Here is a 22,160-nt window from a genome sequence, read left to right on the forward strand (position 1 = left end):
GACAGGAATGAAAAACAAGGACCGGATGGCGAGCCCTCAAGCGTACACTCGTCGCATTTGAGAAAAGGCGGGCTCCGATCGAAACCCGCCCTCTTCCGATCTCGAACGCCGCGCGGTGCGGCCTCTCGTCGTTACAGCTCTGTGCGCCCTGAAGGACGCACAAAGGACGCCGTAACCTTTGAATCAACACATCGTGCCTTCCGAAAATCGGTCCGATTTCCGGGACGATGCGCTAGACGGAGTAGTACATGTCGAATTCGACCGGATGCGGGGTCATCTCGAAGCGCATGACTTCCTGCATCTTGAGCTCGATGAACGAGTCGATCTGGTCGTCATCGAAGACGCCGCCGGCCGTCAGGAACTTGCGGTCCCTGTCGAGGCTTTCAAGAGCCTCGCGCAGGCTGCCGCAGACGGTCGGGATTTTCTTCAGCTCCTTCGGCGGCAGGTCATAGAGGTCCTTGTCCATCGCCTTGCCGGGATGGATCTTGTTCTTGATGCCGTCGAGACCGGCCATCAGCATGGCCGCGAAGGCAAGGTAGGCGTTCGCGCTCGGGTCGGGGAACCGGATCTCGACGCGCTTTGCCTTGGGGTTGCTGCCGAACGGAATGCGGCAGGAGGCAGAGCGGTTGCGGGCGGAATAGGCGAGCAGGACGGGTGCTTCATAACCCGGGACGAGGCGCTTGTAGGAGTTCGTCGACGGGTTGGTGAAGGCGTTGATCGCCTTGGCATGCTTGATGATGCCGCCGATGAAGTAGAGGCACGTTTCCGAAAGCCCGGCATATTCGTCGCCCGCGAAGGTCGGCCTGCCGTCCTTCCAGATCGACATGTGCACGTGCATGCCCGAACCGTTGTCGCCGAAAACCGGCTTCGGCATGAAGGTCGCGGTTTTACCGTAGGCGTTGGCGACCTGATGCACCACATATTTGTAGATCTGCATCTTGTCGGCGTTGCGGACGAGCGTGTCGAACTTGACGCCGAGTTCGTGCTGGGCGGCGGCCACCTCGTGGTGGTGCTTTTCCACGGTGACGCCCATTTCCGTGAGCACCGTCAGCATTTCCGAACGCATGTCCTGGACGCTGTCGACCGGCGGAACCGGGAAGTAACCGCCCTTGATGCGCGGACGGTGGCCGAGGTTGCCGGTCTCGTAGTCCGTGTCGTCGTTGGAGGGCAGTTCGGAGCTGTCGAGCTTGAAGCCGGTATTGTAGGGATCGGCCTTGTACTTGACGTCGTCGAAGACGAAGAATTCGGCTTCCGGACCGACGAAGATGGTGTCTCCGACGCCGGAGGCCTTGAGATAGGCTTCGGCCTTCTTCGCCGTGCCACGCGGGTCGCGGTTATAGGCCTCACCAGAAACCGGATCGAGAATGTCGCAGATGATGACCATGGTGGACTGCGCGAAGAACGGGTCCATGTGAGCCGTTTCCGGGTCGGGCATGAGCACCATGTCGGACTCGTTGATGGCCTTCCAGCCGGCGATCGAGGAACCATCGAACATGACGCCGTCGGCGAACATGTCCTCATCGACGCCGACGACATCCATCGTCACGTGCTGCAGCTTGCCTTTGGGGTCCGTAAAGCGCAGGTCGACGAATTTAACGTCATTTTCCTTGATCTGCTTCAGAACTTCGCTCGCAGTCGTCATTTCTGTATTTCCCCGTGTGAGATGAACCGAGATTTGGCAAATCGGGGCCGGACGGCCCCAAAATGAGGTGAGGGTGACCAGGCAGGAAACGTGATCAGATGGCGTCGAGGCCGGTTTCGCCCGTGCGGATGCGGATGACTTCTTCCACGTTGGAGACGAAAATTTTCCCGTCACCGATGCGGCCGGTCTGTGCCGCATTGCGGATCGCCTCGATGACGGCCTCCGCGTTCTCGTCCGCAAGCACAACCTCGACCTTCACCTTCGGCAGGAAGTCGACAACGTATTCGGCACCCCGGTAGAGTTCCGTATGCCCCTTCTGCCGCCCGAAGCCCTTGGCTTCCGTGACGGTGATCCCCTGCAGGCCGACTTCCTGAAGAGCTTCCTTCACTTCGTCGAGCTTGAAGGGTTTTATGATCGCTTCGATCTTTTTCATGAGAAAATGTCTCTCCGCTTCTCCCTTAAGAACCGGGTCATGCCCGCTCGCCCTCCAATATGCATGTAGCGTGCCACTTTTATAGAGAAATGATGCGTGTTCGGCGAAATTTTTGGGGTCAAGGAGCCGTCGCGCCGTGACAGCGTCCTTTCTTGTCGCAATCTGCCTATTTTTTATGAAGCGCGATCGTCTGCTGCGGGTCTGCCAGTGACAATCGGCGTTAATTCAGGCGCAAAGCTCGTTATTTGAGCAACAATAATATGCAAATGCACAAACAATGTGCATTCCTATCGACGATCTATGCCCTTGTCTTGCGGGCTTCGCCGCGCTTAGATCGTGCCATGCCCAACGCACTTCACGACATGCGGAACCTGTTGGTCACGCCGCCCGAGATGCAGGCGGTCGACAAGGATGCGGCCGGCTCCGGGATCGACAGCTTCTCGCTCATGCGCTCGGCGGGCATGGCCGTATCCGCCGCCGCCTTGCGGCTCTTTCCATCGGCCGCGCGCTTCGTCGTGTTTTGTGGGCCCGGCAACAATGGCGGTGACGGCTATGTCGCGGCAGCGGCGCTGACGGCGAGCGGCGCGAACGTCGCCCTTTACGCACTCGGCGACACGGGCAAGCTGAAGGGAGATGCGGCGCGCGCCCATGCCGCCTACGGGCGCGAGGCCATTTCGATCGAACTCTACGAGCCGCAATCTCAAGATGTCATCATCGATGCGCTGTTCGGGGCCGGGCTTGCCCGCGAACTGCCCGACCAGGCACAGGAGATCGTTGGAAGGGTCGATCAAGCAGGCTTGCCGGTTGTCGCCGTCGACCTGCCCTCCGGCATCGACGGGCGCACCGGCGAGATACGCGGCGCGAGCTTCACCGCGGTGCATACCGTGACCTTCATGGCCGCGAAGCCCGGCCACGTGCTGATGCCCGGCCGCGGCCGCTGTGGCACGCTCGAAGTGTTCGACATCGGTATTCCGGCGCGGTTGGTGGCGGCACGCGCTGGCGGCCTCGGCATCAATGTGCCGGCAGTATGGCGGCAATGCGCTGCCGGTCTCGATCCGGCAACGCACAAGTTCAAGCGCGGCCATCTGGCCGTCTTTTCAGGAGGACCGACCTCGACGGGCGCGGCGCGCCTGTCTGCCGCGGCGGGCCTCAGGGCCGGGGCGGGGCTGGTCACGCTTGCCTCGCCGACGGAGGCGATCCCGGTCAACGCCGCGCACCTGACGGCGGTCATGCTGAAGGAGATAGGCAACGCCGCCGATCTTGCCGAGTGGCTGAAGGACAGCCGCCTCAATGCTTTCGTGCTCGGCCCCGGCTTCGGCATTGGCGAGAAGGCGAGGGACTTTGCCCTTATGCTTTGCGAGCGGGCACTGGTTCTGGATGCCGACGGCCTGACCTCCTTCAAGGAGCGGAGGTCGGAACTTTTCGACCGAATTGCAGCAAGCGGCGGGCAAGTGGTCATGACGCCGCATGAAGGCGAGTTTCAGCGCCTCTTCCCCGAGATTGCAGCAGATGGCAAGCTCTCCAAGATCGAAAAAGCGCAGGCTGCGGCGAAGCTCAGCCATGCGGTGATCCTGTCCAAGGGACCGGATACCGTCATTGCGGCGCCTTCCGGCCGCGCGGTCGTCAATGTGAATGCGCCGCCCTGGCTCGCCACCGCCGGATCGGGCGATGTGCTCGCCGGCATCATCGGCGCTCATCTCGCCCAGGGAATGCCGGCCTTCGAGGCTGCCGCCGCCGCGGCCTGGCGCCATGGTGAGGCGGGCAGGCGGACCGGGCGCAGCGCCACGGCCGAAATGCTCGTGGAGAACATAGCACCGCTGCCGGAAGAGAGTGCTTCCTGAGGTCAGCCGCGCGTGTCCTTGGCGATCGGTTCCTGGTAGGTGAAACCCATGTCCCAGGGGAAGTAGATCCAGGTGTCCTGGCTCACCTCGGTCACGAAGGTGTCAACCAGCGGACGCCCCTTGGGCTTGGCGTAGACGGCAGCGAAATGCGCTTTCGGCAGCATGGCGCGCACTTCCGCCGCGGTCTTGCCGGTGTCGGTCAGGTCGTCGATGACCAGAACGCCTTCGCCGCCGTCACGGGCGACCTCCGCCGAGATCCCCTTCAGCATCCTCATCTGCCCTTGGGTGTCATAGTCGTGATAGGAGGCGATACAGACGGTCTCGATCATGCGGATGTTGAGTTCGCGGCTGATGATCGCCGCCGGAACAAGCCCGCCGCGGGTGATGCAGACCATTGCGCGCCACTCCTGTCCGTTATCGGCGAGCCGCCAGGCGAGCGCACGCGCATCGCGATGAAACTGATCCCAGGATACGGGAAAGGCCTTTTCGGGAAGGGACATGGGGGCGGACTCCGCGATCTTGTCGAACTGGAACGAAAAGGCGCCGCAGCGGAGCAAACGATCAGCATCGACACCTCGTGATTTGCAGCATGCAATACTGGCAACGACGGCTGCCGCGCAAGGCCTGTATGCGCGCCCTTTGCGGACAGCGCGGTTCCGTACGCGCACCGTCCAGATGTGGAGCCTGGCGGCGGCCCACGCTAAAATGGCGCTTCAATATGTCAGCAGATGAGATTTCGGGTGGTGGCCGGCCGTTGCCGCCCGGCAAGCTGTTCAAAAGATGGAGTCGGTGACGCCTAGTTCGGATCGTCTCAAGACAGGAGACCAGGCAGATGCGCATCAATGAAGACCTGACGAAACCGGTGATCGTCCATTCGGCTAAGCTCGACTGGATGCCGAGCCCCGCAGCGGGAGTGGATCGCCGGATGCTCTACCGCGTCGGCGATGAGGTCGCGCGTGCGACGTCAATCGTGCGCTATGCGCCCGGAAGCGCGTTCCCACGGCATGTCCATGCGGGCGGTGAGGAAATTCTCGTGCTTGACGGCACGTTCCAGGACGAGCACGGCGACTATCCGGCCGGTAGCTATTTCCGCAACCCGCCCGGCACATCGCATGTGCCGGCGTCGAAAGAAGGCTGCACGATCTTCGTGCGACTCTGGCAGTATCGCGAAGGTGACGACACGCAAATCGTCCGCCTGCCTGGTGAGGGCGAGGCAGCGCCACTGCGCGCGGGGGCCGAGGCAGCCCGCGTCCTTTTCGACGATGGGAAGGAACGCGTTTCGATCGAAGACTGGCGACCGGGTTCGGCGGTCACGGTTGGTAATCACCGCGGCCTCGAATTCCTCGTGCTTACCGGCGGCCTTACGATGCAGGGCGAGCGACTGGGACCGCAGAGTTGGGGTCGGTTGCCCGCAGGCGAACGGCTCGAGGCGGCCGTGGGTTCCGACGGAGCGCAGATCTGGATCAAGGACGCGCCGCTCCAGCACCCCGATGTATTGCCAATGCCGGCCTGAAGGAGCGCCATGCCATGGCCCCGCTCTAGTGGCTATCTCGACCGGGCTGCGGTCCCCGCAGCACGACGAAGGCTGGGGCAGTGAACGCGTTCTTGGGATTCGGTGTACCTGCTTGTCGGCAGATCCTCCGCTCATTCGTCCTCTAGATGCAAAACGCGGAAAATTGAAAGAGATGATGGCAAAGATCAATGCAACCGACCAGGTCACGCTGAACAGCATCGTCCGATCACCGGGAGCCGTCCAATGACCCCCACCATTACCGCCTTTGAACGGTCGCCCGATCGCGGCAAGGGTCTGGCGCGTGACATGCGCGTCCGCTGGGCGCTAGAAGAAGTGGGTCAGCCTTACCACGTCCGCCTCCTCACGTTCAAAGCCATGAAGGAACCCGCGCATCTCGCGCTTCATCCTTTCGGGCAGATTCCGACCTACGAAGAGGGCGACCTCGCCCTGTTCGAGTCGGGGGCGATCGTTTTCCATATCGCGGAGCGACACGCGGGCCTGCTGCCAGACGACGCCAATGCCCGGGCGCGCTCGATTGCCTGGATGTTTGCCGCGCTCAACACGGTGGAGCCGCCGATCTTCGACCGCGCCCTCGCAAGCATCTTCGAGCGCGACGAGCCTTGGTACGAGCAGCGCTTGCGTGCCCTCGAGGACAGCATCCGGCAACGGCTGGAACAACTTTCCGGTCGCCTCGGCGACGCCGACTGGCTCGATGGCGCGTTCAGCGCCGGTGACCTGCTGATGGTGTCGGTGCTGCTCCGGTTGAAAGGATCGGGTTTGCTGGACGAGTATCCAAACCTCTCCGCTTATGTTGCCCGCGGCGAAGCACGGCCTGCATACAAGCGTGCTTTCGACGCTCAGTTGGCGGTTTTCATCGCCGCTTCGACCGGCTGAGAAAGGTCGGCACCTGGCTCGTTCGAGCCATCCATTGTCTACGTCGGGGCATTCAGCCTTTCCAGTTGGAGCCGCCCTTCAGTTCCGTCGGTTCCTGCTTCTCCTCGCGGACCTCGTCTGGAAAACTGTCGGCAATGAAGAGTACGGCCGCTGTGACGATGCCGACGACGAGCCCCAATCCCCAATAGGAGGTGCCGATCGCAAGGCCAAGCGCGCCGGTGATCCAGACCGCTGCCGCTGCCTTGATCCCCCTGACGTCGAAGCCACTCCTGAAGATAACGGCGCCGCCGAGGAAGCCGATGCCGGAAAGGAACCCCTGAAGCGTGCGACTGAGCGAACTCGGATCAGTCTCAGCGATATGGCGGCCGAGCAGCATATAGGTCGTTGACCCGATCGCGATCAGCACCATCCCAGCGATTCCGATCGCCTTGTGATGCACACGGCGCTCGAAGCCAATAGCCGCGCCGAGCACGCCGGCGGCACATAGCCTGAGCAGGATCTCGAGCGCTTCCGCCGGAAGTTCGGTCATGCGCGCACCCCTTTCATCCTTGCTTCCCGCCGCCCTGCCATGGCCAGCGACCCTCAATCTCAACGGTGAGGGAGACGCTGAGAAAGGTCCGGATCAGGACGATCAATGCGAGGACCAGGACATTCTCAAGCGTCGGCTCCACGGCGACGGTACCGACGATGTCGGCGGCCACGAGAAGCTCGAGGCCAAGCAGTATCGCCCGTCCCAGCCGCCGGCGGAAGTGGTAATAGGCCTCCGTTTCGCCGGTGTTGCGCAGCGTGTCGAGCGAACTGACGAGCGCAAACAGCGCACCAACGACGATGACCGCGACCCCTGCCACCTCCAGGGCAGTGGCAATTTCCTGCAGTACGGGATCCAGCCGCTCCATTGTCATCAGCTCCCGGGCAAGATGTTTCTTCACGCAAGCGGCGCCCGGCCGCATCAATCCGGATATGCCGCTTCCCTGTCAAAATGGTACACGAAGGCCGGGGTTCCGGGGTCGAGAACGATTTAAGGAGACATGCAGTCCGCACATCGTCGAAGTTCTGCTACTACGGGAGATGCGAGATGTAGTTGAGCGGCTCGTGTGAAACCAGCATCCGTCTCGGTTACCAAGCGTCAGATCGCCACCACTATCGCCGATAGATCAGCCAATTGCGGCCGGCATCCTTGCGCATGCCTTCCTCGAATACGACGGTCCTGTTGCGGCCGGAATTCTTGGCCGAGTAGAGAGCAATGTCAGCCTTGTTGTAGAGATCGACCGGGTCGTCTGCGGCCGTTGCCATGCAGACGCCAACGGACAGGGTGACCGCGCCGTAATTGACCCCGGTCTTGGTGTTCTTGAAGGGCGCGCTTGCCAGAACGGTGCGGATCCGATCCGCCGCTTGAAGGCATTCTTCCTGCGTGCTGTCGCGAAGGATGATGGCAAATTCCTCGCCGCCGGTGCGTGCTATGAAGGCATCCCGGCGGAGATTTGCACGGATGACGTTACCGACGGTGGCAAGAATCTTGTCGCCGACGGGATGGCCGAAACTGTCGTTGATTTTCTTGAAATGATCGATGTCGGCCAGCAGCAAGCCGGTGAAGTTGCGCGGATGCTCGGTGTTGTAGAGCGCGGCTAGACTCTCGTCGAAGGCGCGGCGATTGGCAAGCCGCGTCAGCGAATCGGTGTTGGCGATGCGCTTGTACTCGTCGAGCTCCTGGCGGATGGCCTCCATCTCGACCGATTTCTGGACAACGGTCTGAACCCGTTCCTTGCCCTGGTTCATGGTGTCCGCGGTCGCTTCGCTCAGTATGCCGATCGCATGCCGCAAGATATCGGCACTAGCCGCGCTCTTGTTCGCGATGTTGAGATAGGCGTCGTCGAGCACATTGTTGTAGCGTTCGAGAGCGAATTGTTCGTCCTTCAGAAGGTTGAGAAGCTCGGAGAGCTTGGCGGCGAGCGTGCTGTGGGCGCGCTCGATACCGCGTGAATGGTGGATATGACTGAAATGGCGGGCGCCGATCTCGTCGAGCTCGCCCTGTGTTGCGCGGCTTCCGAGCGCCGCCAGTTCCTTTGAAAGCTGCGGGTTCGAGCCGAGATAGGCCTCGTAATAAAGCTCGTAATTGCGCGGTATTGGCGCGACGCCCATCATTCGCATCGCGTGGGTGATTTGCGCAGCAATATCGGGCGTCGGCGTCCTGTTCGAGGTTGCCGTCTGCATCTGCAAGCCCCCTTAAATTAATGGGTTCTAATGCTTGCTATTTCTTAGGGTCAAAAGATTTGCGGAGTCTTAACAAATACCTGTTTGCACAAATAGAAATTGAGTAAATTCGCTCACTCATGACTCCGGTAGAGCAAAGCGCGGGCAGAAAAATGAGAGGTGACCGCGGCGCCACAAAGCTGCCGCGGCCATTCAATTTCGATCACGCCGGACTGATCATCGTTTCGGGGCGGACGATCGCATCGAACTCTTCGTTCGTCACGTAACCGCCGCCAACGGCCTCTTCGCGTAGCGTCGTGCCGTTCTTGTGCGCCGTCTTGGCGATCTTGGCGGCGTTGTCGTAGCCGATCTTTGGTGCGAGCGCGGTCACGAGCATCAGCGAGCGGTCGAGTGCCGCCTTGATGTTGTCCTCGCGCGCTTCGATGCCGACGACGCAATTGTCGGTGAAGGAGATGGCCGCGTCAGAAAGCAGCTGTACCGACTGGAGGAAATTGTAGGCCATCAGCGGATTATAGACGTTGAGCTCGAAATGGCCTTGGCTGCCCGCAAAGGTAAGCGAAGCATGATTGCCGAAGACCTGGACGCAGACCTGCGTCAGCGCCTCGCACTGCGTCGGGTTGACCTTGCCGGGCATGATCGACGAGCCGGGCTCGTTCTCAGGGAGCGCCAGTTCGCCGAGGCCGGAGCGGGGTCCGGAGCCAAGGAAGCGGATGTCGTTGGCGATCTTGAAGAGTGCGGCGGCGGTCGCGTTGATTGCGCCGTGGCTGAAGACCATCGAATCATGCGCCGCGAGCGCCTCGAACTTGTTCGGCGCGGAAGTGAAGGCGATGCCGGTGATCGCGGCGATCTCCTCCGCCACCTTCTCGGCAAAGCCGATCGGCGCGTTGAGGCCGGTGCCGACGGCGGTACCGCCCTGGGCAAGTTCGCAAAGGCCGGGCAGCGTCATCTCGATCCGCTTGATCGAAGAGGCTACCTGCGCCGCGTAACCGGAGAATTCCTGGCCGAGGGTGAGCGGCGTTGCGTCCTGTGTGTGGGTGCGGCCGATCTTGATGATGTGGTCGAAGGCCTTGACCTTCTCCTGAAGGGCCTTGTGCAGATGCTTCAGCGCCGGAAGAAGGTCGTGGATCACCCGCTCGGCGCAGGCTATGTGCATCGCCGTCGGATAGGTGTCGTTCGACGACTGGCTCATATTGACATGGTCGTTCGGGTGCACCGGCTTCTTCGAGCCGACGACCCCACCGAGCAGCTCGATTGCCCGGTTCGAGATGACTTCGTTGGCGTTCATGTTGGACTGGGTGCCGGAACCGGTCTGCCAAACGACGAGCGGGAAGTGGTCGTCGAGCTTGCCGTCGATCACCTCCTGCGCCGCCTTGACGATGGCTTCGCCGAGCGCGGGGTCGAGCCGGCCGAGCGCCATGTTGGCGCGGGCGGCGGCCTGCTTGACGATGCCAAGCGCGCGGACGATCGCCAGCGGCTGCTTTTCCCAGCCGATCTTGAAGTTGCCGAGGGAGCGCTGGGCCTGGGCACCCCAGTAGCGGTCGCTCGCCACTTCGATGGGACCGAACGTATCTGATTCCGTGCGCGTGGATGTCATCGTGATACCTGCCTTCGTCATGCGGTTCATGAAGCCGAGGCGAGGAGTCGGTCGCCCACCCCGGTACCGCGCATCTCTCTGCCCCGGCAGTGGCGCCTTGTAAAGGGGTCGCAAGGGCTGGGAACGGGCTACAATCGTTTGAATTGCTGCGGTGCGGCATCAGCTCTCCGAGCCTCCTATAGCCCCGCTCCGGCGCAAGGCCCTCTTGTGGCCTTTCGGTCACATTCGGCGTCTTGCTTGCCGGAACACCTCTGTGCCTACAGGAACAATCAAGGGTAGTGTTTTGTTGTATAACTTCCAGAAAATAAGGCTTTTGTGACGATTGCGCGTGTCGTGGATGAGTTGCATTGGAAGAGGTTCTGGTAGACTTTGGGCCGATCGGGCGAGGGGCGTTTCCTTTTCATTCACCATCCTTTTCTATAAGTCATCCGGCACGAGGGCGTGGCGAGAATCTGGCAGCGGCCGAATTCGGCGGCAACGCGATACGGGGACATTTATTCTTATGAACATTATCAGATCGACGGCGATTGTTGCGCTCATAAGCAGCTGTGCGATCGCCACCATTGATGTACGGCCCGCGTCGGCAATCACCCTGATGGACCTGATCCGCGGCAAGAGACGCGTCGCGCCCCAGCAGGGTTATCCCAGCCGGCCGGTGCCGGGCTTCGATACGTTGCAGCAGAACAGGGCGGTCGCGCCGCCGCCTCGGGTTTCCGGCCCGCGTTATTATACCTACAGGCCCGAGCCGTTGCGCAGGGTTGCGACAGATCGGCTGGTCGATCCGGTCGTCACCGGATCCGTCGGGGCCTATGGTCTGCCGCCGATGCTGCGTGTGCCGCTTTCGAATGCGCGCCACCTTCTGCCGGAGGTCGATGTCAGGGCGCCGGCGGACGTGGCGAAGGCGTTGGAGAGCTTTTACGGCGGCCGGACGGATTTTCTCTGGATTGCGGGCAGCGGCGTCACTTCGCGCGCACGCGCGGCGATCGCTGTCCTCAGGGACGCTAGCAAGGTCGGCCTCGATCCCGCCGATTATGCGGTCGTGGTTCCTGCCGACACGTTCGATCACGCCGACATGATCGCGCGCGAGAAGGATCTGGTGCGGTTTGAGATCGCCATGTCCGCCGCGGTGCTCACCTATGTTCAGGACACGGTTCGCGGCCGCATCGATCCGAACAGGATTTCGGGATATCACGACTTCAAGCGCAAGAGTGTCGATCTTTCCGGCTTTCTCGGAAAGCTGGCGATCGCGAGCGACGTTGCGGCGCTGATTGAGGACCAGAATCCGAAGAGTACGCAATTCCTTGCGCTGAAACAGGAACTCGAGAGGCTTCGCGCCGAAACGGATGCCGCCCCGCGCGTCGAGATCGCGCCGGGGACGCTGCTCAAGCCCGGCGACAGCAATCCGGAACTCGCCAATATCGTCGCCGGCATTAGGTTGAAGGCCTCGGAGGCGCTGAAGAGCGAGCACGCTCTGGTGCTCGCTGGCTATCAGGGTGCGCCGGAATACACGCCCGAGCTGGTCTCCCTCGTCGAAGCGTTCCAGCAGGAGCAGGGCTTGAAGCCGGATGGCATTATCGGCCAGGCGTCGATCCGCGCCCTGGTCGGCGGCGATACGACCGCGGGCAAGATCGACAAGCTCGAGATCGCGATGGAGCAGGCGCGCTGGCTGCCGGATGGCCTCGGCGATCGCTACGTCTTCATCAACCAGCCGGCCTTCATGGCCTATTACAACGAGCAGGGGACGGAGCAGTTCTCCATGCGCGTGGTGGTGGGTTCGAAGGCCAACCAGACCTATTTCTTCCAGGACGAGATCCAGACGGTAGAGGTCAACCCCTATTGGGGCGTGCCGCAGTCGATCATAGTCAACGAGATGCTGCCGAAGCTCAGAAGCGATCCAAGCTATCTCGATCGCATGGGTTATCAGGTCGAGGTCGGCGGCCGCGTCGTCCCGTCTTCGGCAGTGAACTGGTACGGCTCGACGGCTTCCGTCTCGGTTCGTCAGCCGCCGAGCAGCGACAATGCGCTTGGTGAACTCAAGATTCTGTTCCCGAACTCCCATGCGATCTACATGCACGACACGCCGTCGAAGAGTTTCTTCAAGCGCGACCAGCGAGCCCTGAGCCACGGTTGCGTTCGTCTTGCGGAGCCGCGTCGCATGGCGGCCGCCGTTCTCGGGGTCAGCCTCGACGAGGTCGCGAACGAGATCGCAAGCGGTCGCAACAAGGCACTGCCGGTCCCGCACAATATTCCGGTTTATGTCTCATATTTCACGGCATGGCCGAACAAGGACGGCAAGGTCGAATATTTCGGCGACGTCTATGACCGCGACATGTACATGAACCGCGCTTTCGAGGCGACGCGAAAGGCGCGGCACGCGGAGGGATGAGCCGAGGCCGCGAAAGCGGCCTCTTTTATTTCGGCTCTCGGCTTAAAAGCGACTTGACGAGATCGGGCGTCAGCTCGTCGAAATGAGTGATGATGCGGTCTGGCGAGAGGCTTTCGATCGGCACGTCGGAGTAACCAAACGGTACCGCGATCGACGGGACGGCTGCGTTGCGCGCCACCAGGATGTCATTGAGGCTATCTCCGACCATCACGGCGCGCTCGACGCTGCTTCCGGCATTGGCAACGGTCGAGAGCAGGTGCTCGGCATGGGGCTTGCGGACAGAGAACGTATCGCCGCCGGCGATCGCTGCAAAGCGGCCGGCAAGACCGAGCCCATCGAGAAGGCGCTTTGCCAGCATTTCCGGCTTGTTGGTGCAGACCGCGAGTTTCAGCCCCGCGTCCTGAAGGCGATCGAGCGCCTCGACAAGTCCGGGGTAGGGCAGGGATTCGCCCGGCATTGAGCCGTGATAGAACTCGACGAATTCCTTCATCTGCCAGGCCAAGTCCGCTTCGCCGAGCGTCTTGCCTCTGAGCGCGAAGGTCCGTTCGATCATGGCGCGGGCGCCGTGCCCGACGAGATGCGTGAGGTCGGCGTAAGTGACCGGTTCGATGCCCGCCTGCGTCACCGCATGGTTGAGGCTGGCAACGAGGTCCGGCGCGGTATCGACGAGTGTACCGTCGAGGTCGAAGACGACAAGGGGTGGGGACAAGGGGTGCCTCGTTCTAAATCCTGTCCATTCGGGTAGGCGAACTCTTGCCGGAATGCAATGGAGACCTTCGTCTGCAGGGCTGCCGGAATCCGGTGCAGGCCACGCATTTTGGCTTTTGTTTGCGGTTGCGGGCGTGTAAGTGTCTCAGCGGAATTTCGATGGCAGCCGGTTCGTCGCCGGCTTTCCGTGCCAGCATCAGAGGGAGCGAGTGGCGCATGGACGCCCGCCAGATGAAGATCAAGGCCGCCGAGGCGGCGCTTGACTATGTAGAAGATGGAATGCGGCTCGGGATCGGGACCGGGTCGACCGCGGAGGAATTCGTGCGGTTGTTGGCCGAGAAGGTCGCAGCCGGCTTTCGCATCCAGGGCGTGCCGACCTCCGAGCGCACGGCTCGACTTTGCCTGGAACTCGGCGTGCCCCTGAAATCACTGGATGAGTTGCCTGAACTGGACCTGACCGTCGACGGTGCGGACGAGGTCGACAGGAGATTGCGGCTCATAAAGGGTGGCGGCGGCGCATTGCTGCGGGAGAAGATCGTGGCGGCCGCTTCCGCTCGCATGGTCGTCATTGCCGACGAATCGAAAGTCGTCGACGTTCTTGGCGCCTTCAAACTGCCGATCGAGGTCAACCCGTTCGGGCAGATTGCGACGCTGATCGCCATCGAGAAGGCAGCCTCACGACTTGGGTTGGCCGGCGATATCACCCTGCGCACCTCGGGTGACGGGCCCTTCATGACCGATGGCGGGCACCTGATCCTGGATGCATCTTTTGGCCGTATTCCTGATGCAGAGGCGCTTGCGGCCGATTTGAACGCCATACCGGGAGTCGTCGAGCACGGACTGTTCATCGGCATGGCATCCCTGGCGATCATCGCCGGTCCGGAAGGGGCACGCGTCCTGATGGCAGCCTGAGCGGCACTTGCCGGCCGGCGTACAAGAGAATTTCCGCGCATGCGCGCCGGGCGGCGGCAATCGGCCAGGCGGCATGCGCCAACACAGGAGCATCGATAAAAATGAGCAAATTCGTAGGTCTTGCCCGCGCATTCGCAACCGCAGCCGTCCTCTTCTGCGCGACCGCGCCGGCCGTACAGGCCCAGGACGTGTCGGAAGAGCAGATCAAGGCAGCCCGCGCAACCATTGACGCGCTTGGCGTGACCAACAGCTTCGACAATATTCTGCCGAACCTGGCCGAACGATTGAAGAACACGCTGATCCAGGCTTCGCCCAACCATCAGGAACTGATCACCGCAACCATCGACGAAAAAGCGCTCGGGCTTGCCGCCCGCCGCTCGGACCTCGAGCGCGAGGCGGCGGCCATCTACGCCAAGACCTTCTCGGTCGAGGAACTCAACGCCATCACCGCGTTCTACAGTTCGGCCGCCGGCAAGAAGCTCTTGAATGATGGGCCGATCGCTTCGCGCGAACTGCTGAAGGCTGCCGACATCTGGGCCGCCGGAGTTTCGCGCGACCTGACGACCGAAGCGACCAAGTCGCTGGACGAAAAGATTGGCAACACCCCGGCCGCCCAGGCACCCGCGCAGTGATGCCCGCGGGGCAATCGTTGCAATTAAACGACTTACAAGGCCCGGAGCGATCCGGGCTTTTCTTTTTTTGCGTCGCAATACTATATCTGCCCGTAGGCGGCTCCGGTCGCCGCCCATGCCGGGCCGAAGCTGCGCCCCGGAGACCTGTTCCGCAGCCGCATTCCTTAAGGAGTTTCCATGACCGCTTTCGACTATGACCTTTTCGTGATCGGTGGCGGTTCGGGTGGCGTCAGGAGCGCGCGTTTGGCGGCGGCGCTCGGCAAGAAGGTGGCGATCGCCGAGGAGTTCCGCTATGGCGGCACCTGCGTGATCCGCGGCTGCGTGCCCAAGAAGCTCTATGTCTATGCCTCGCAATTTGCGGAACATTTCGAGGATGCCTTGGGCTTTGGCTGGAGCGTCGGCGAGCGCCGCTTCGACTGGCAAAAGCTCGTTGCCGCCAAGGAGCAGGAGATCACCCGCCTGGAAGGGCTTTATCGAAAAGGTCTCGCCAATGCGGGCGCCGAAATTCTCGATACGCGGGCCGAACTCGTCGGGCCCAACGAGGTGCGGCTTTCGGCCACCGGCAAGACCGTGTCGGCGGAGCGCATCGTGATCGCCGTGGGGGGGCATCCGAGCCCCCATGATGCATTGCCCGGCCACGAGCTCTGCATCACCTCGAACGAAGCCTTCGATCTGGATCAACTGCCGAAATCGATCCTGATTGCCGGCGGCGGCTATATTGCCGTCGAGTTTGCGAATATCTTCCACGGGCTCGGTGTCGAGACGACCCTCATCTATCGCGGTAAGGAAATCCTTTCGCGCTTCGACCAGGACTTGCGGCGCGGGCTGCACGCGGCGATGGAGGAAAAGGGTATACGAATCCTCTGCGAGGACATCATCCAGTCGGTCTCGGCCGGCCGCGACGGCCGCCGGATTGCAGCGACGATGAAGCATGGCGAGATCGTCACCGACCAGGTAATGCTCGCCCTCGGCCGCGTCCCGAACACCAGGAGCCTCGGGCTCGAGACGGCGGGGGTCAAGACCGACGAGCGCGGCGCCATCGTCGTCGACGCCTATTCCCGCACCACCGCACCTGGCATTTTTGCGCTCGGCGATGTCACGGACCGCGTTCAACTGACGCCAGTGGCGATTCACGAGGCGATGTGTTTCATCGAAACGGAGTATAAGAACAACCCGACTTCACCCGACCACGACCTGATCGCGACCGCCGTTTTTTCGCAGCCGGAAATCGGCACGGTGGGCATGGCGGAGGACGAGGCGGCACGGAGGTTCGCGGAACTCGAGGTGTACCGGGCGGAGTTCCGACCGATGAGGGCGACACTCTCGGGGCGCAAGGAAAAGATGATCATGAAGCTCCTGGTCAATGCTGCCGACCGCAAGGTTGTGGGTGCGCATATCCTCGGCCATGACGCCGGCGAGATGGCGCAACTGCTTGGAATCTCGCTGAAGGCGGGTTGCACCAAGGATGATTTCGACCGCACCATGGCGGTCCACCCGACCGCGGCGGAGGAACTCGTCACCATGTATCAGCCGAGCTATCGCCTGAGGAACGGCGAAAGGCTGCCATGATCCCCTGCCATCGGTGAGTTCAAACGCCTATGTTTTCGGGCGGAGTGGCTTTCCAAGCCTCATGTTAACGTTTATAAGCCCGCATCCGCCTCGTCATCGGCTAGCGGCGGTGGCGGCGGACCGGCCGGCTTGCCGATGCGATGCAATCCGAATTTCAGGGCGGCCTCCACGGCCGCTACAGCGCCGCGCGTCTTTCGGGTACGCACAACGACGCTGAAGTCTTTGAATCTGCGCATCGTGTTTTCCGGAAATCGGTTCCGATTTCGGGCCGACGCGCAAAGGTGAGACGCGGATCCGTCCGCGTCAGATAACAGGTGATGGAAATGGCACAGACTTGGACTCCGAACAGCTGGCGGCAAAAACCCATTCAGCAGGTGCCGGACTATCCGGACCTCGCAGCCCTGGAGAGCGTCGAAGCGCGCCTCTCGAAATATCCGCCGCTGGTCTTTGCCGGTGAGGCTCGGCGGCTCAAGCATGCTCTTGCCAATGTCGCGGAGGGTCGCGGCTTTCTATTGCAGGGCGGCGACTGCGCCGAAAGCTTCGCCGAGCACGGCGCCGACACTATCCGTGACTTTTTCCGCGCCTTCCTGCAGATGGCCGTCGTCCTGACCTTCGGAGCCCAGCAACCGGTCGTAAAGGTCGGCCGTATTGCCGGCCAATTCGCCAAGCCGCGTTCGTCGGGCATTGAGAAGCAGGGGGATGTGACGCTGCCGAGCTACCGCGGCGACATCATCAACGGCATCGAGTTCACGGAAGAGGCGCGCGTGCCCAATCCCGAACGGCAGATCATGGCCTATCGCCAGTCCGCCGCGACCCTCAATCTGTTGAGGGCGTTCGCGATGGGCGGCTATGCCAATCTGGAAAACGTGCATCAGTGGATGCTCGGTTTCGTGAAGGATAGTCCTCAGGCCGAGCGCTATCGCAAGCTGGCCGACCGGATCTCCGAGACCATGGACTTCATGAAGGCGATCGGCATCACGGCGGAAAACCATCCGAGCCTGCGCGAGACGGATTTCTTCACCAGCCATGAAGCGCTGCTGCTCGGCTACGAGCAGGCGCTGACCCGTGTCGACTCGACCTCGGGCGATTGGTACGCGACTTCCGGCCACATGATCTGGATCGGCGATCGCACGCGCCAGCCGGACCATGCCCATGTTGAATATTGCCGCGGCATCAAGAACCCGATCGGGCTCAAATGCGGCCCCTCGCTCACGGCCGACGGTCTTTTGGAACTGATCGACCTCCTGAACCCAGCCAACGAGGCAGGGCGGCTGACGCTGATCTGCCGTTTTGGCCATGACAAGGTTGCCGAGCATCTGCCGCGGTTGATCCGCGCCGTTGAGCGCGAAGGCAAGAAGGTCGTCTGGTCTTGCGATCCGATGCATGGCAACACGATCACGCTCAACAATTACAAGACGCGGCCCTTCGAGCGGATCCTGTCGGAGGTCGAAAGCTTCTTCCAGATACATCGCGCCGAAGGCACGCATCCGGGTGGTATCCACATCGAGATGACGGGCAACGACGTGACCGAGTGCACCGGCGGCGCACGCGCCCTGTCTGGCGACGATCTCGCCGATCGCTACCACACCCATTGCGATCCGCGCCTTAATGCGGACCAGGCGCTCGAACTCGCCTTCCTGCTCGCCGAACGGATGAAGGGCGGCCGCGACGAGAAGAAAATGGTGGTCAACGGCTGACCACCATCACCGACTGCATGTCGCCTTGATCGCCTTCGATCTAGGGAAAAAGACATGCGGCACATATGAGGCAGGGGCGACGTCGCCGCCTGACAAGACGCTCGGCGCTCGATATTTGGTTCAAAATATCTGAACCTCGAGCGCATCTTCTGAATTTGACATGGCCGGGCCAGCCCATAGAAGCTGGCCCGGCTTTTTATTGCCGATGGAGACAGGGATGCAGGAAATGCACCAAGGCAGTTGCCTTTGCGGCGCAGTGCGGTTCAGAACCCGGGGAAAATTGCGAGAGTTGATCTTCTGCCATTGTTCGCAGTGCCGGAAGCAGACAGGGCTCTACTACGCGGCCACCAATGTGCTCGACGGCAACATCGAAGTCGAGGGCGCCGACGCGGTCACCTGGTATCGCTCCAGCGACGACGCGCGGCGCGGTTTCTGCCGGAATTGCGGCTCAGCCCTGTTCTGGAAGGCGGAAGGGCTCGACTATACGTCGATCCTTGCCGGCGCATTCGAGAAGCCGACCGAACTCGAGCCGGGCTACCATATCTTCTGTGCCGACAAAGGCGACTACTACGAGATCCGCGACGATCTCCCGCGCTTTGCCAGCGGACGCGAGTAGTCTCGAAAGTTCTGACGCTCACGGCGGTGACACCCTCTAGCGGCAAGGCCAGTGGGGATGAGTTGGAGCTTACCGAGCGCCAGTGGCCCGATCATAGGCGCTCGCCAGCGCCTCGAGCTTGATTGCCTGCCAGGACGCATATTCCTCGATCAGTCGGGCGCTCATCCAATAACGGTTACGGGTATCGTCATCGGATTTGCCGATGAAACCGGCGGCTTCCGCCCGGGCGAACAGGCGGCGGATATGCGTGTTCGAAACCATGTAGCGCTGGGCGAGTTTCGCCAGATTGACGTCGATCCAGACTTTGCCTTCGACGGGTGTCAGGCTTGCCGGCCGTGTCATCAGGTCGTCCAGGATCGCGCCGCCTGATTCTGCCCAGACGAAGATGGCAACACCGCGGGGCGGCTCCGTCCATTTCGGATCCTTGAGCAGGCGTCTGGCCGCGAGCGGCTGCGCGCGCTCGAAAATCCCGCGGTCAGTTTCCACGCGCTTCACTCTCTCCCCACCGTCGATCCCATCGAGCGTGCCCATCTGGGTCTTGAACCAGAGGCGCATGGCATCCTCGCTCGCCGCGGCTGGTTCCAGTGGGCGCGCCCTCTTCGATTGCCGGTCCGTCGTCGGGCGAAGGAGCTTGTAGGCGACGAGTTCCGCAAGGAAGGCTGTGGCCGTGTTGCGGCTGGCCCCGCCCGTCTCGCGCATGAACTTAAGCAGCCGCGCGGCAGTGATGCCGGTTTCCGGGTCCCTGGGCTCGCGCTCCAGGTGGAGTGCGTAGGACGCATGGGTGAGCATCCATTTGCGATGCGAGGAGACGAGGCGAGCGATGCGCGGCAACAGCTCGCTCACGGCGGTCAGCGTGCGCGCGCTCTCCTGCAAGGCGTGCAGGAAACGCGGATTCCGCAGCAACGCATCCGCTGTCATGCCGGGCGAGTCGTCGTCGCCGGCGCTCTTGCTTGCAGTCCCTTGCATCTGCCGCGTGTGCCCCCTTCACGTAACGATTGCCCCAATCACCCGTGTCTCGATGCAACCAGCATGAGAGAATTCTAACCTACAACTACGACATTTGTTTCCAGACTAAAGTCCTACCTGTGCTGGACAAAGGTCCGATGGGTCCTGCCTGCGCCGCCTGAGAATGGAGATGGCAAGTGGCGCTCCGAGTATCCATCGATGCTGGCACTTCAATGTTCCTGCATCTCCAGCGTGCGCCACTTTGGTTAATTTTCTCGTTGTTTTTCGGCTTTCGCCGCGCTTCGATCCCGATTTCAACCGCTGTGCCTTATGGGAGAGGCTGCAGCGAGCCCGCTCCATTTGCACGGCTGCGGGTTCGCACGACGGGGCAGCGATGGGCGCGTATGGCTGCCGCTCAACCACCCGCGTTACGGCCAGAGCGGGATGGCAGGCGAATTAGGAGAGGCGGGCTAACTCTGCGCTTTGCCCGTCTCCACAGGTCACGACCCCGTGCTGAATAGCTCCGCGTGGGACTGAAAGAAGCGCTCGGTGCTGTAGCGCTTGCCGAACATCATGTCGTGCTGCAGGAAGCGGTAGTCCCGAAGCAATCCCGGAATCTTCGGCTGGCGCTGCCAGTCGGCGACGTCTTTGCCGTTCTTGCGGACCAGCATATAGCGGTCGACGACGCGGAAATGGTCGCGCACCTTGCCGAGGAACCCGGTGTAGTAGGGGTGCTCGTAGCCAGCCTGCTTCAGGATCGTGTAGGAGAGAAACGCGGGGCTGATGCTGCCGATGTCCTTCTGCGCTCCGGTCTTGTTCGACCACACGACGAGGGGTGTTTCGTGACCGGCCAGCATCTCGCGCTTCGTACCCTTGCGCGCCGCCGTCACATCCTTCATGTAGCCCGTGCTGGTGTAGACCGTGTGCAAGGGCGGCAGATGGTCTCCGAAGAGAACGATGATCGTCTCGCGATCCCGTCTCTTTGCCCACTCCATCAGCATTTTGAGGCTGTCATCGGCCTCTTTGATGCCTTGCGCATAGGTGGCGAGTACCTGGCGGTCCTTCTCCGGCAGATCGCCTTCGACCTTGATCGTATTCTTCGCGTAACGGTTCGGTTCATACGGGCCGTGGCCCTGCAGCGTGACGGCGAAGAAGAAGAAAGGGTCCTCCATTGCGTCGGCCTGGCGGATGATCTCCTTCGTCAACGACTCGTCCGAGGCGAACATCCCGCGCTTCTGCATCGGCGGCAACGTCTCCTCGGACCGGAACGTGTCGAAGCCGAAGGACTTATAGACCGCCGTCCGGTTCCAGAACCAGCCCTGGAAAGGATGGACAGCCCGCGCGGCATAGCCTTCGCCGCGGAAGAAGGTGGCGAGGGATGGAATCGGATTGCGGATATATTGCTGGTAGGGGATGCTGCCGTAGGGCAGGAACGCGTTCGAGAAGCCGGTGAGCGCTTCGAATTCGACATTGGCCGTCATGCCGCCGAACTCGGGCGAGAAGACGGTTCCACCCTGCAGTTCGCGCACAGTCGGCATCGGATCGGGCGTGAGCTTCACCTTGGGAAGCAGCGTCGGATCCCAGAAGGATTCGCTCATCAGTACGATGACGTCCGGTTTGCTGCGGTGCGTGGTCCCGGCCGGGAGCGGCTTGACCGGAATACGATCGATCGCATCCGCCATATAGCCGGCCGGCGCACTGACATTGGCCATCGGCAGATTGACCATGAAGGCGAGGGCAAAGCCGTTATGCCTGTAGTTCTCCTTCTGGTCCCACATGATCGGGACGACCCGCAATCGGTCGCGGATCCACGAGAACTGCGTGTAGTCCATGACATTCCAGAAAGCGATGAGCATCGGCACCGCGAAGACGACGCGGGCGAGTCGTTCCCTGCGCGTGAGCTTGGGGAAGTTGCGCCAGGCATATCGCAGCAGCAGGCCGATCCCCACGATCGCCGCCAAAAGCCCTATTACCACGGCGACCGCGGTCCACGGCCGATCTTTGACGAGAACGGGCATCAGTTCCATGATCTGCCGGCCGAAGAGGAAGTCCGTGGGGTAGAGCGGGTCGGACAGGAAGACCTGCTTCTGCTGACTGACGAAGGCCGGCAGCACGGCAAACGGCGCGACCAGCACCGCGGCCTTATGCTCACGGGCAAAGAGGGCGTCGAAGGCGAGCAGGATCAGGAAGAATGCGCCGACGGTGGTCCAGGCGGGCCGCGCCGGATCGGTGAAGTAGGCGAGAGTCTCGGAGAAGGATTGGCGCACGACGAGTTCGATCACGAAGACGAGCACCGCCGCCAACAAAAGCGAGAGCAACGTGCTGCGCGCGCCGGCAAGCGTTCTGGAGTGTCGGACGGAAAAGCTCTGTCTCTCGACGTAGACCTGAGAACCCTTCACGGCAGCGGATTTTAAGGTGGCCAACAGCCTCTCCAAGAAATTCATAAAACTTTCATAGTAGCGTCATACGCCCGTCATCTTGAACGGGGGATGAATAGCCAGAACGAGGGCGCGGGCTTCTTTGTTCCGCTGCGGGGAAGAGCAAATCTCGTAGCGTAAGGGCCGGAA

20 protein-coding genes are annotated in these 22,160 nt (G+C 61.8%); 9 read left to right on the top strand and 11 right to left on the bottom strand.

From position 1 onward, the window contains the following. Nucleotides 1–232: 232 nt before the first annotated feature. A complete protein-coding gene (glnA, locus tag J2Z31_RS22950; protein ID WP_209604958.1) occupies nt 233–1,642 on the bottom strand; it encodes a type I glutamate--ammonia ligase in 1,410 nt (469 codons plus the stop codon). Nucleotides 1,643–1,736: 94 nt separating this feature from the next. Continuing rightward, on the bottom strand, nt 1,737–2,075 hold the full coding sequence (locus J2Z31_RS22955) for a P-II family nitrogen regulator (protein WP_003528058.1): 339 nt from the start codon (nt 2,073–2,075) through the stop codon (nt 1,737–1,739). 341 nt (nt 2,076–2,416) lie between these two features. On the opposite strand from J2Z31_RS22955, the gene J2Z31_RS22960 reads away from it, so the two are divergent. Then, nucleotides 2,417–3,916, top strand: coding sequence for an NAD(P)H-hydrate dehydratase (locus tag J2Z31_RS22960; protein WP_209604960.1), 1,500 nt, complete (start codon nt 2,417–2,419; stop codon nt 3,914–3,916). Nucleotides 3,917–3,918: 2 nt separating this feature from the next. On the opposite strand, the gene gpt is transcribed toward J2Z31_RS22960, so the two are convergent. Beyond that, the gene (gene gpt / locus J2Z31_RS22965; protein WP_209604962.1) at nt 3,919–4,416 is read right to left on the bottom strand and encodes a xanthine phosphoribosyltransferase; all 498 of its coding nucleotides are present in this window, start codon (nt 4,414–4,416) and stop codon (nt 3,919–3,921) included. A 332-nt stretch (nt 4,417–4,748) separates the two neighbouring features. On the opposite strand from gpt, the gene J2Z31_RS22970 reads away from it, so the two are divergent. Both J2Z31_RS22970 and J2Z31_RS22975 read left to right on the top strand, forming a co-directional pair. Then, entirely contained in the window at nt 4,749–5,429 is a 681-nt protein-coding gene (locus J2Z31_RS22970) for a cupin domain-containing protein (RefSeq protein ID WP_209604965.1), read from the top strand. Between the two features lie 243 nt (nt 5,430–5,672). Further along, nucleotides 5,673–6,323, top strand: coding sequence for a glutathione S-transferase family protein (locus tag J2Z31_RS22975; RefSeq protein ID WP_209605184.1), 651 nt, complete (start codon nt 5,673–5,675; stop codon nt 6,321–6,323). Nucleotides 6,324–6,375: 52 nt separating this feature from the next. On the opposite strand, the gene J2Z31_RS22980 is transcribed toward J2Z31_RS22975, so the two are convergent. The 4 genes from J2Z31_RS22980 to fumC form a co-directional block, all read right to left on the bottom strand. Next, nucleotides 6,376–6,852, bottom strand: coding sequence for an MgtC/SapB family protein (locus J2Z31_RS22980; protein WP_209604968.1), 477 nt, complete (start codon nt 6,850–6,852; stop codon nt 6,376–6,378). A gap of 13 nt (nt 6,853–6,865) precedes the next feature. Further along, nucleotides 6,866–7,252: a DUF1622 domain-containing protein gene (locus J2Z31_RS22985; RefSeq protein ID WP_328243627.1), complete on the bottom strand. Its 387-nt coding sequence runs from the start codon at nt 7,250–7,252 to the stop codon at nt 6,866–6,868. A 211-nt stretch (nt 7,253–7,463) separates the two neighbouring features. Beyond that, nucleotides 7,464–8,534 carry a GGDEF domain-containing protein gene (locus J2Z31_RS22990; RefSeq protein ID WP_209604970.1) on the bottom strand — a complete coding sequence of 357 codons (1,071 nt, stop codon included), beginning with the start codon at nt 8,532–8,534 and terminating at the stop codon, nt 7,464–7,466. Between the two features lie 202 nt (nt 8,535–8,736). Further along, nucleotides 8,737–10,128, bottom strand: coding sequence for a class II fumarate hydratase (fumC, locus tag J2Z31_RS22995; RefSeq protein ID WP_209604972.1), 1,392 nt, complete (start codon nt 10,126–10,128; stop codon nt 8,737–8,739). A 502-nt stretch (nt 10,129–10,630) separates the two neighbouring features. Here fumC and J2Z31_RS23000 point away from each other — a divergent pair. Beyond that, nucleotides 10,631–12,514: a L,D-transpeptidase family protein gene (locus J2Z31_RS23000; RefSeq protein ID WP_209604974.1), complete on the top strand. Its 1,884-nt coding sequence runs from the start codon at nt 10,631–10,633 to the stop codon at nt 12,512–12,514. 25 nt (nt 12,515–12,539) lie between these two features. Here J2Z31_RS23000 and J2Z31_RS23005 read toward each other — a convergent pair whose 3' ends face one another. Then, the gene (locus J2Z31_RS23005) at nt 12,540–13,223 is read right to left on the bottom strand and encodes an HAD family hydrolase (protein WP_209604976.1); all 684 of its coding nucleotides are present in this window, start codon (nt 13,221–13,223) and stop codon (nt 12,540–12,542) included. 215 nt (nt 13,224–13,438) lie between these two features. Between J2Z31_RS23005 and rpiA the strand changes: the two genes are divergently transcribed. The 3 genes from rpiA (at nt 13,439) to gor (ending at nt 16,335) form a co-directional block, all read left to right on the top strand. Further along, complete coding sequence (rpiA, locus tag J2Z31_RS23010) at nt 13,439–14,134, top strand: ribose-5-phosphate isomerase RpiA (protein WP_209604978.1); 696 nt, start codon at nt 13,439–13,441, stop codon at nt 14,132–14,134. Nucleotides 14,135–14,235: 101 nt separating this feature from the next. Then, nucleotides 14,236–14,766, top strand: coding sequence for a DUF2059 domain-containing protein (locus tag J2Z31_RS23015; RefSeq protein ID WP_209604980.1), 531 nt, complete (start codon nt 14,236–14,238; stop codon nt 14,764–14,766). Nucleotides 14,767–14,943: 177 nt separating this feature from the next. Continuing rightward, the gene (gene gor / locus J2Z31_RS23020; protein ID WP_209604982.1) at nt 14,944–16,335 is read left to right on the top strand and encodes a glutathione-disulfide reductase; all 1,392 of its coding nucleotides are present in this window, start codon (nt 14,944–14,946) and stop codon (nt 16,333–16,335) included. A gap of 71 nt (nt 16,336–16,406) precedes the next feature. Here the strand turns inward: gor and J2Z31_RS23025 are convergent, their stop codons facing one another. After that, the gene (locus J2Z31_RS23025) at nt 16,407–16,571 is read right to left on the bottom strand and encodes a hypothetical protein (protein ID WP_209604984.1); all 165 of its coding nucleotides are present in this window, start codon (nt 16,569–16,571) and stop codon (nt 16,407–16,409) included. An 87-nt stretch (nt 16,572–16,658) separates the two neighbouring features. Between J2Z31_RS23025 and J2Z31_RS23030 the strand changes: the two genes are divergently transcribed. Both J2Z31_RS23030 and J2Z31_RS23035 read left to right on the top strand, forming a co-directional pair. Next, the gene (locus J2Z31_RS23030) at nt 16,659–18,032 is read left to right on the top strand and encodes a class II 3-deoxy-7-phosphoheptulonate synthase (RefSeq protein ID WP_209604986.1); all 1,374 of its coding nucleotides are present in this window, start codon (nt 16,659–16,661) and stop codon (nt 18,030–18,032) included. A gap of 217 nt (nt 18,033–18,249) precedes the next feature. Then, nucleotides 18,250–18,648, top strand: coding sequence for a GFA family protein (locus J2Z31_RS23035; protein WP_209604989.1), 399 nt, complete (start codon nt 18,250–18,252; stop codon nt 18,646–18,648). Nucleotides 18,649–18,717: 69 nt separating this feature from the next. Here the strand turns inward: J2Z31_RS23035 and J2Z31_RS23040 are convergent, their stop codons facing one another. Together J2Z31_RS23040 and J2Z31_RS23045 are read right to left on the bottom strand one after the other, a co-directional pair. Further along, nucleotides 18,718–19,614 (bottom strand): hypothetical protein, encoded by an 897-nt coding sequence (locus J2Z31_RS23040; protein WP_209604990.1) that lies wholly within the window; start codon nt 19,612–19,614, stop codon nt 18,718–18,720. A gap of 479 nt (nt 19,615–20,093) precedes the next feature. After that, on the bottom strand, nt 20,094–22,037 hold the full coding sequence (locus J2Z31_RS23045; protein ID WP_408022055.1) for an LTA synthase family protein: 1,944 nt from the start codon (nt 22,035–22,037) through the stop codon (nt 20,094–20,096). Between the last annotated feature and the right edge of the window lie 123 nt (nt 22,038–22,160).

Source organism: Sinorhizobium kostiense (assembly GCF_017874595.1).
Lineage (GTDB): Bacteria > Pseudomonadota > Alphaproteobacteria > Rhizobiales > Rhizobiaceae > Sinorhizobium > Sinorhizobium kostiense.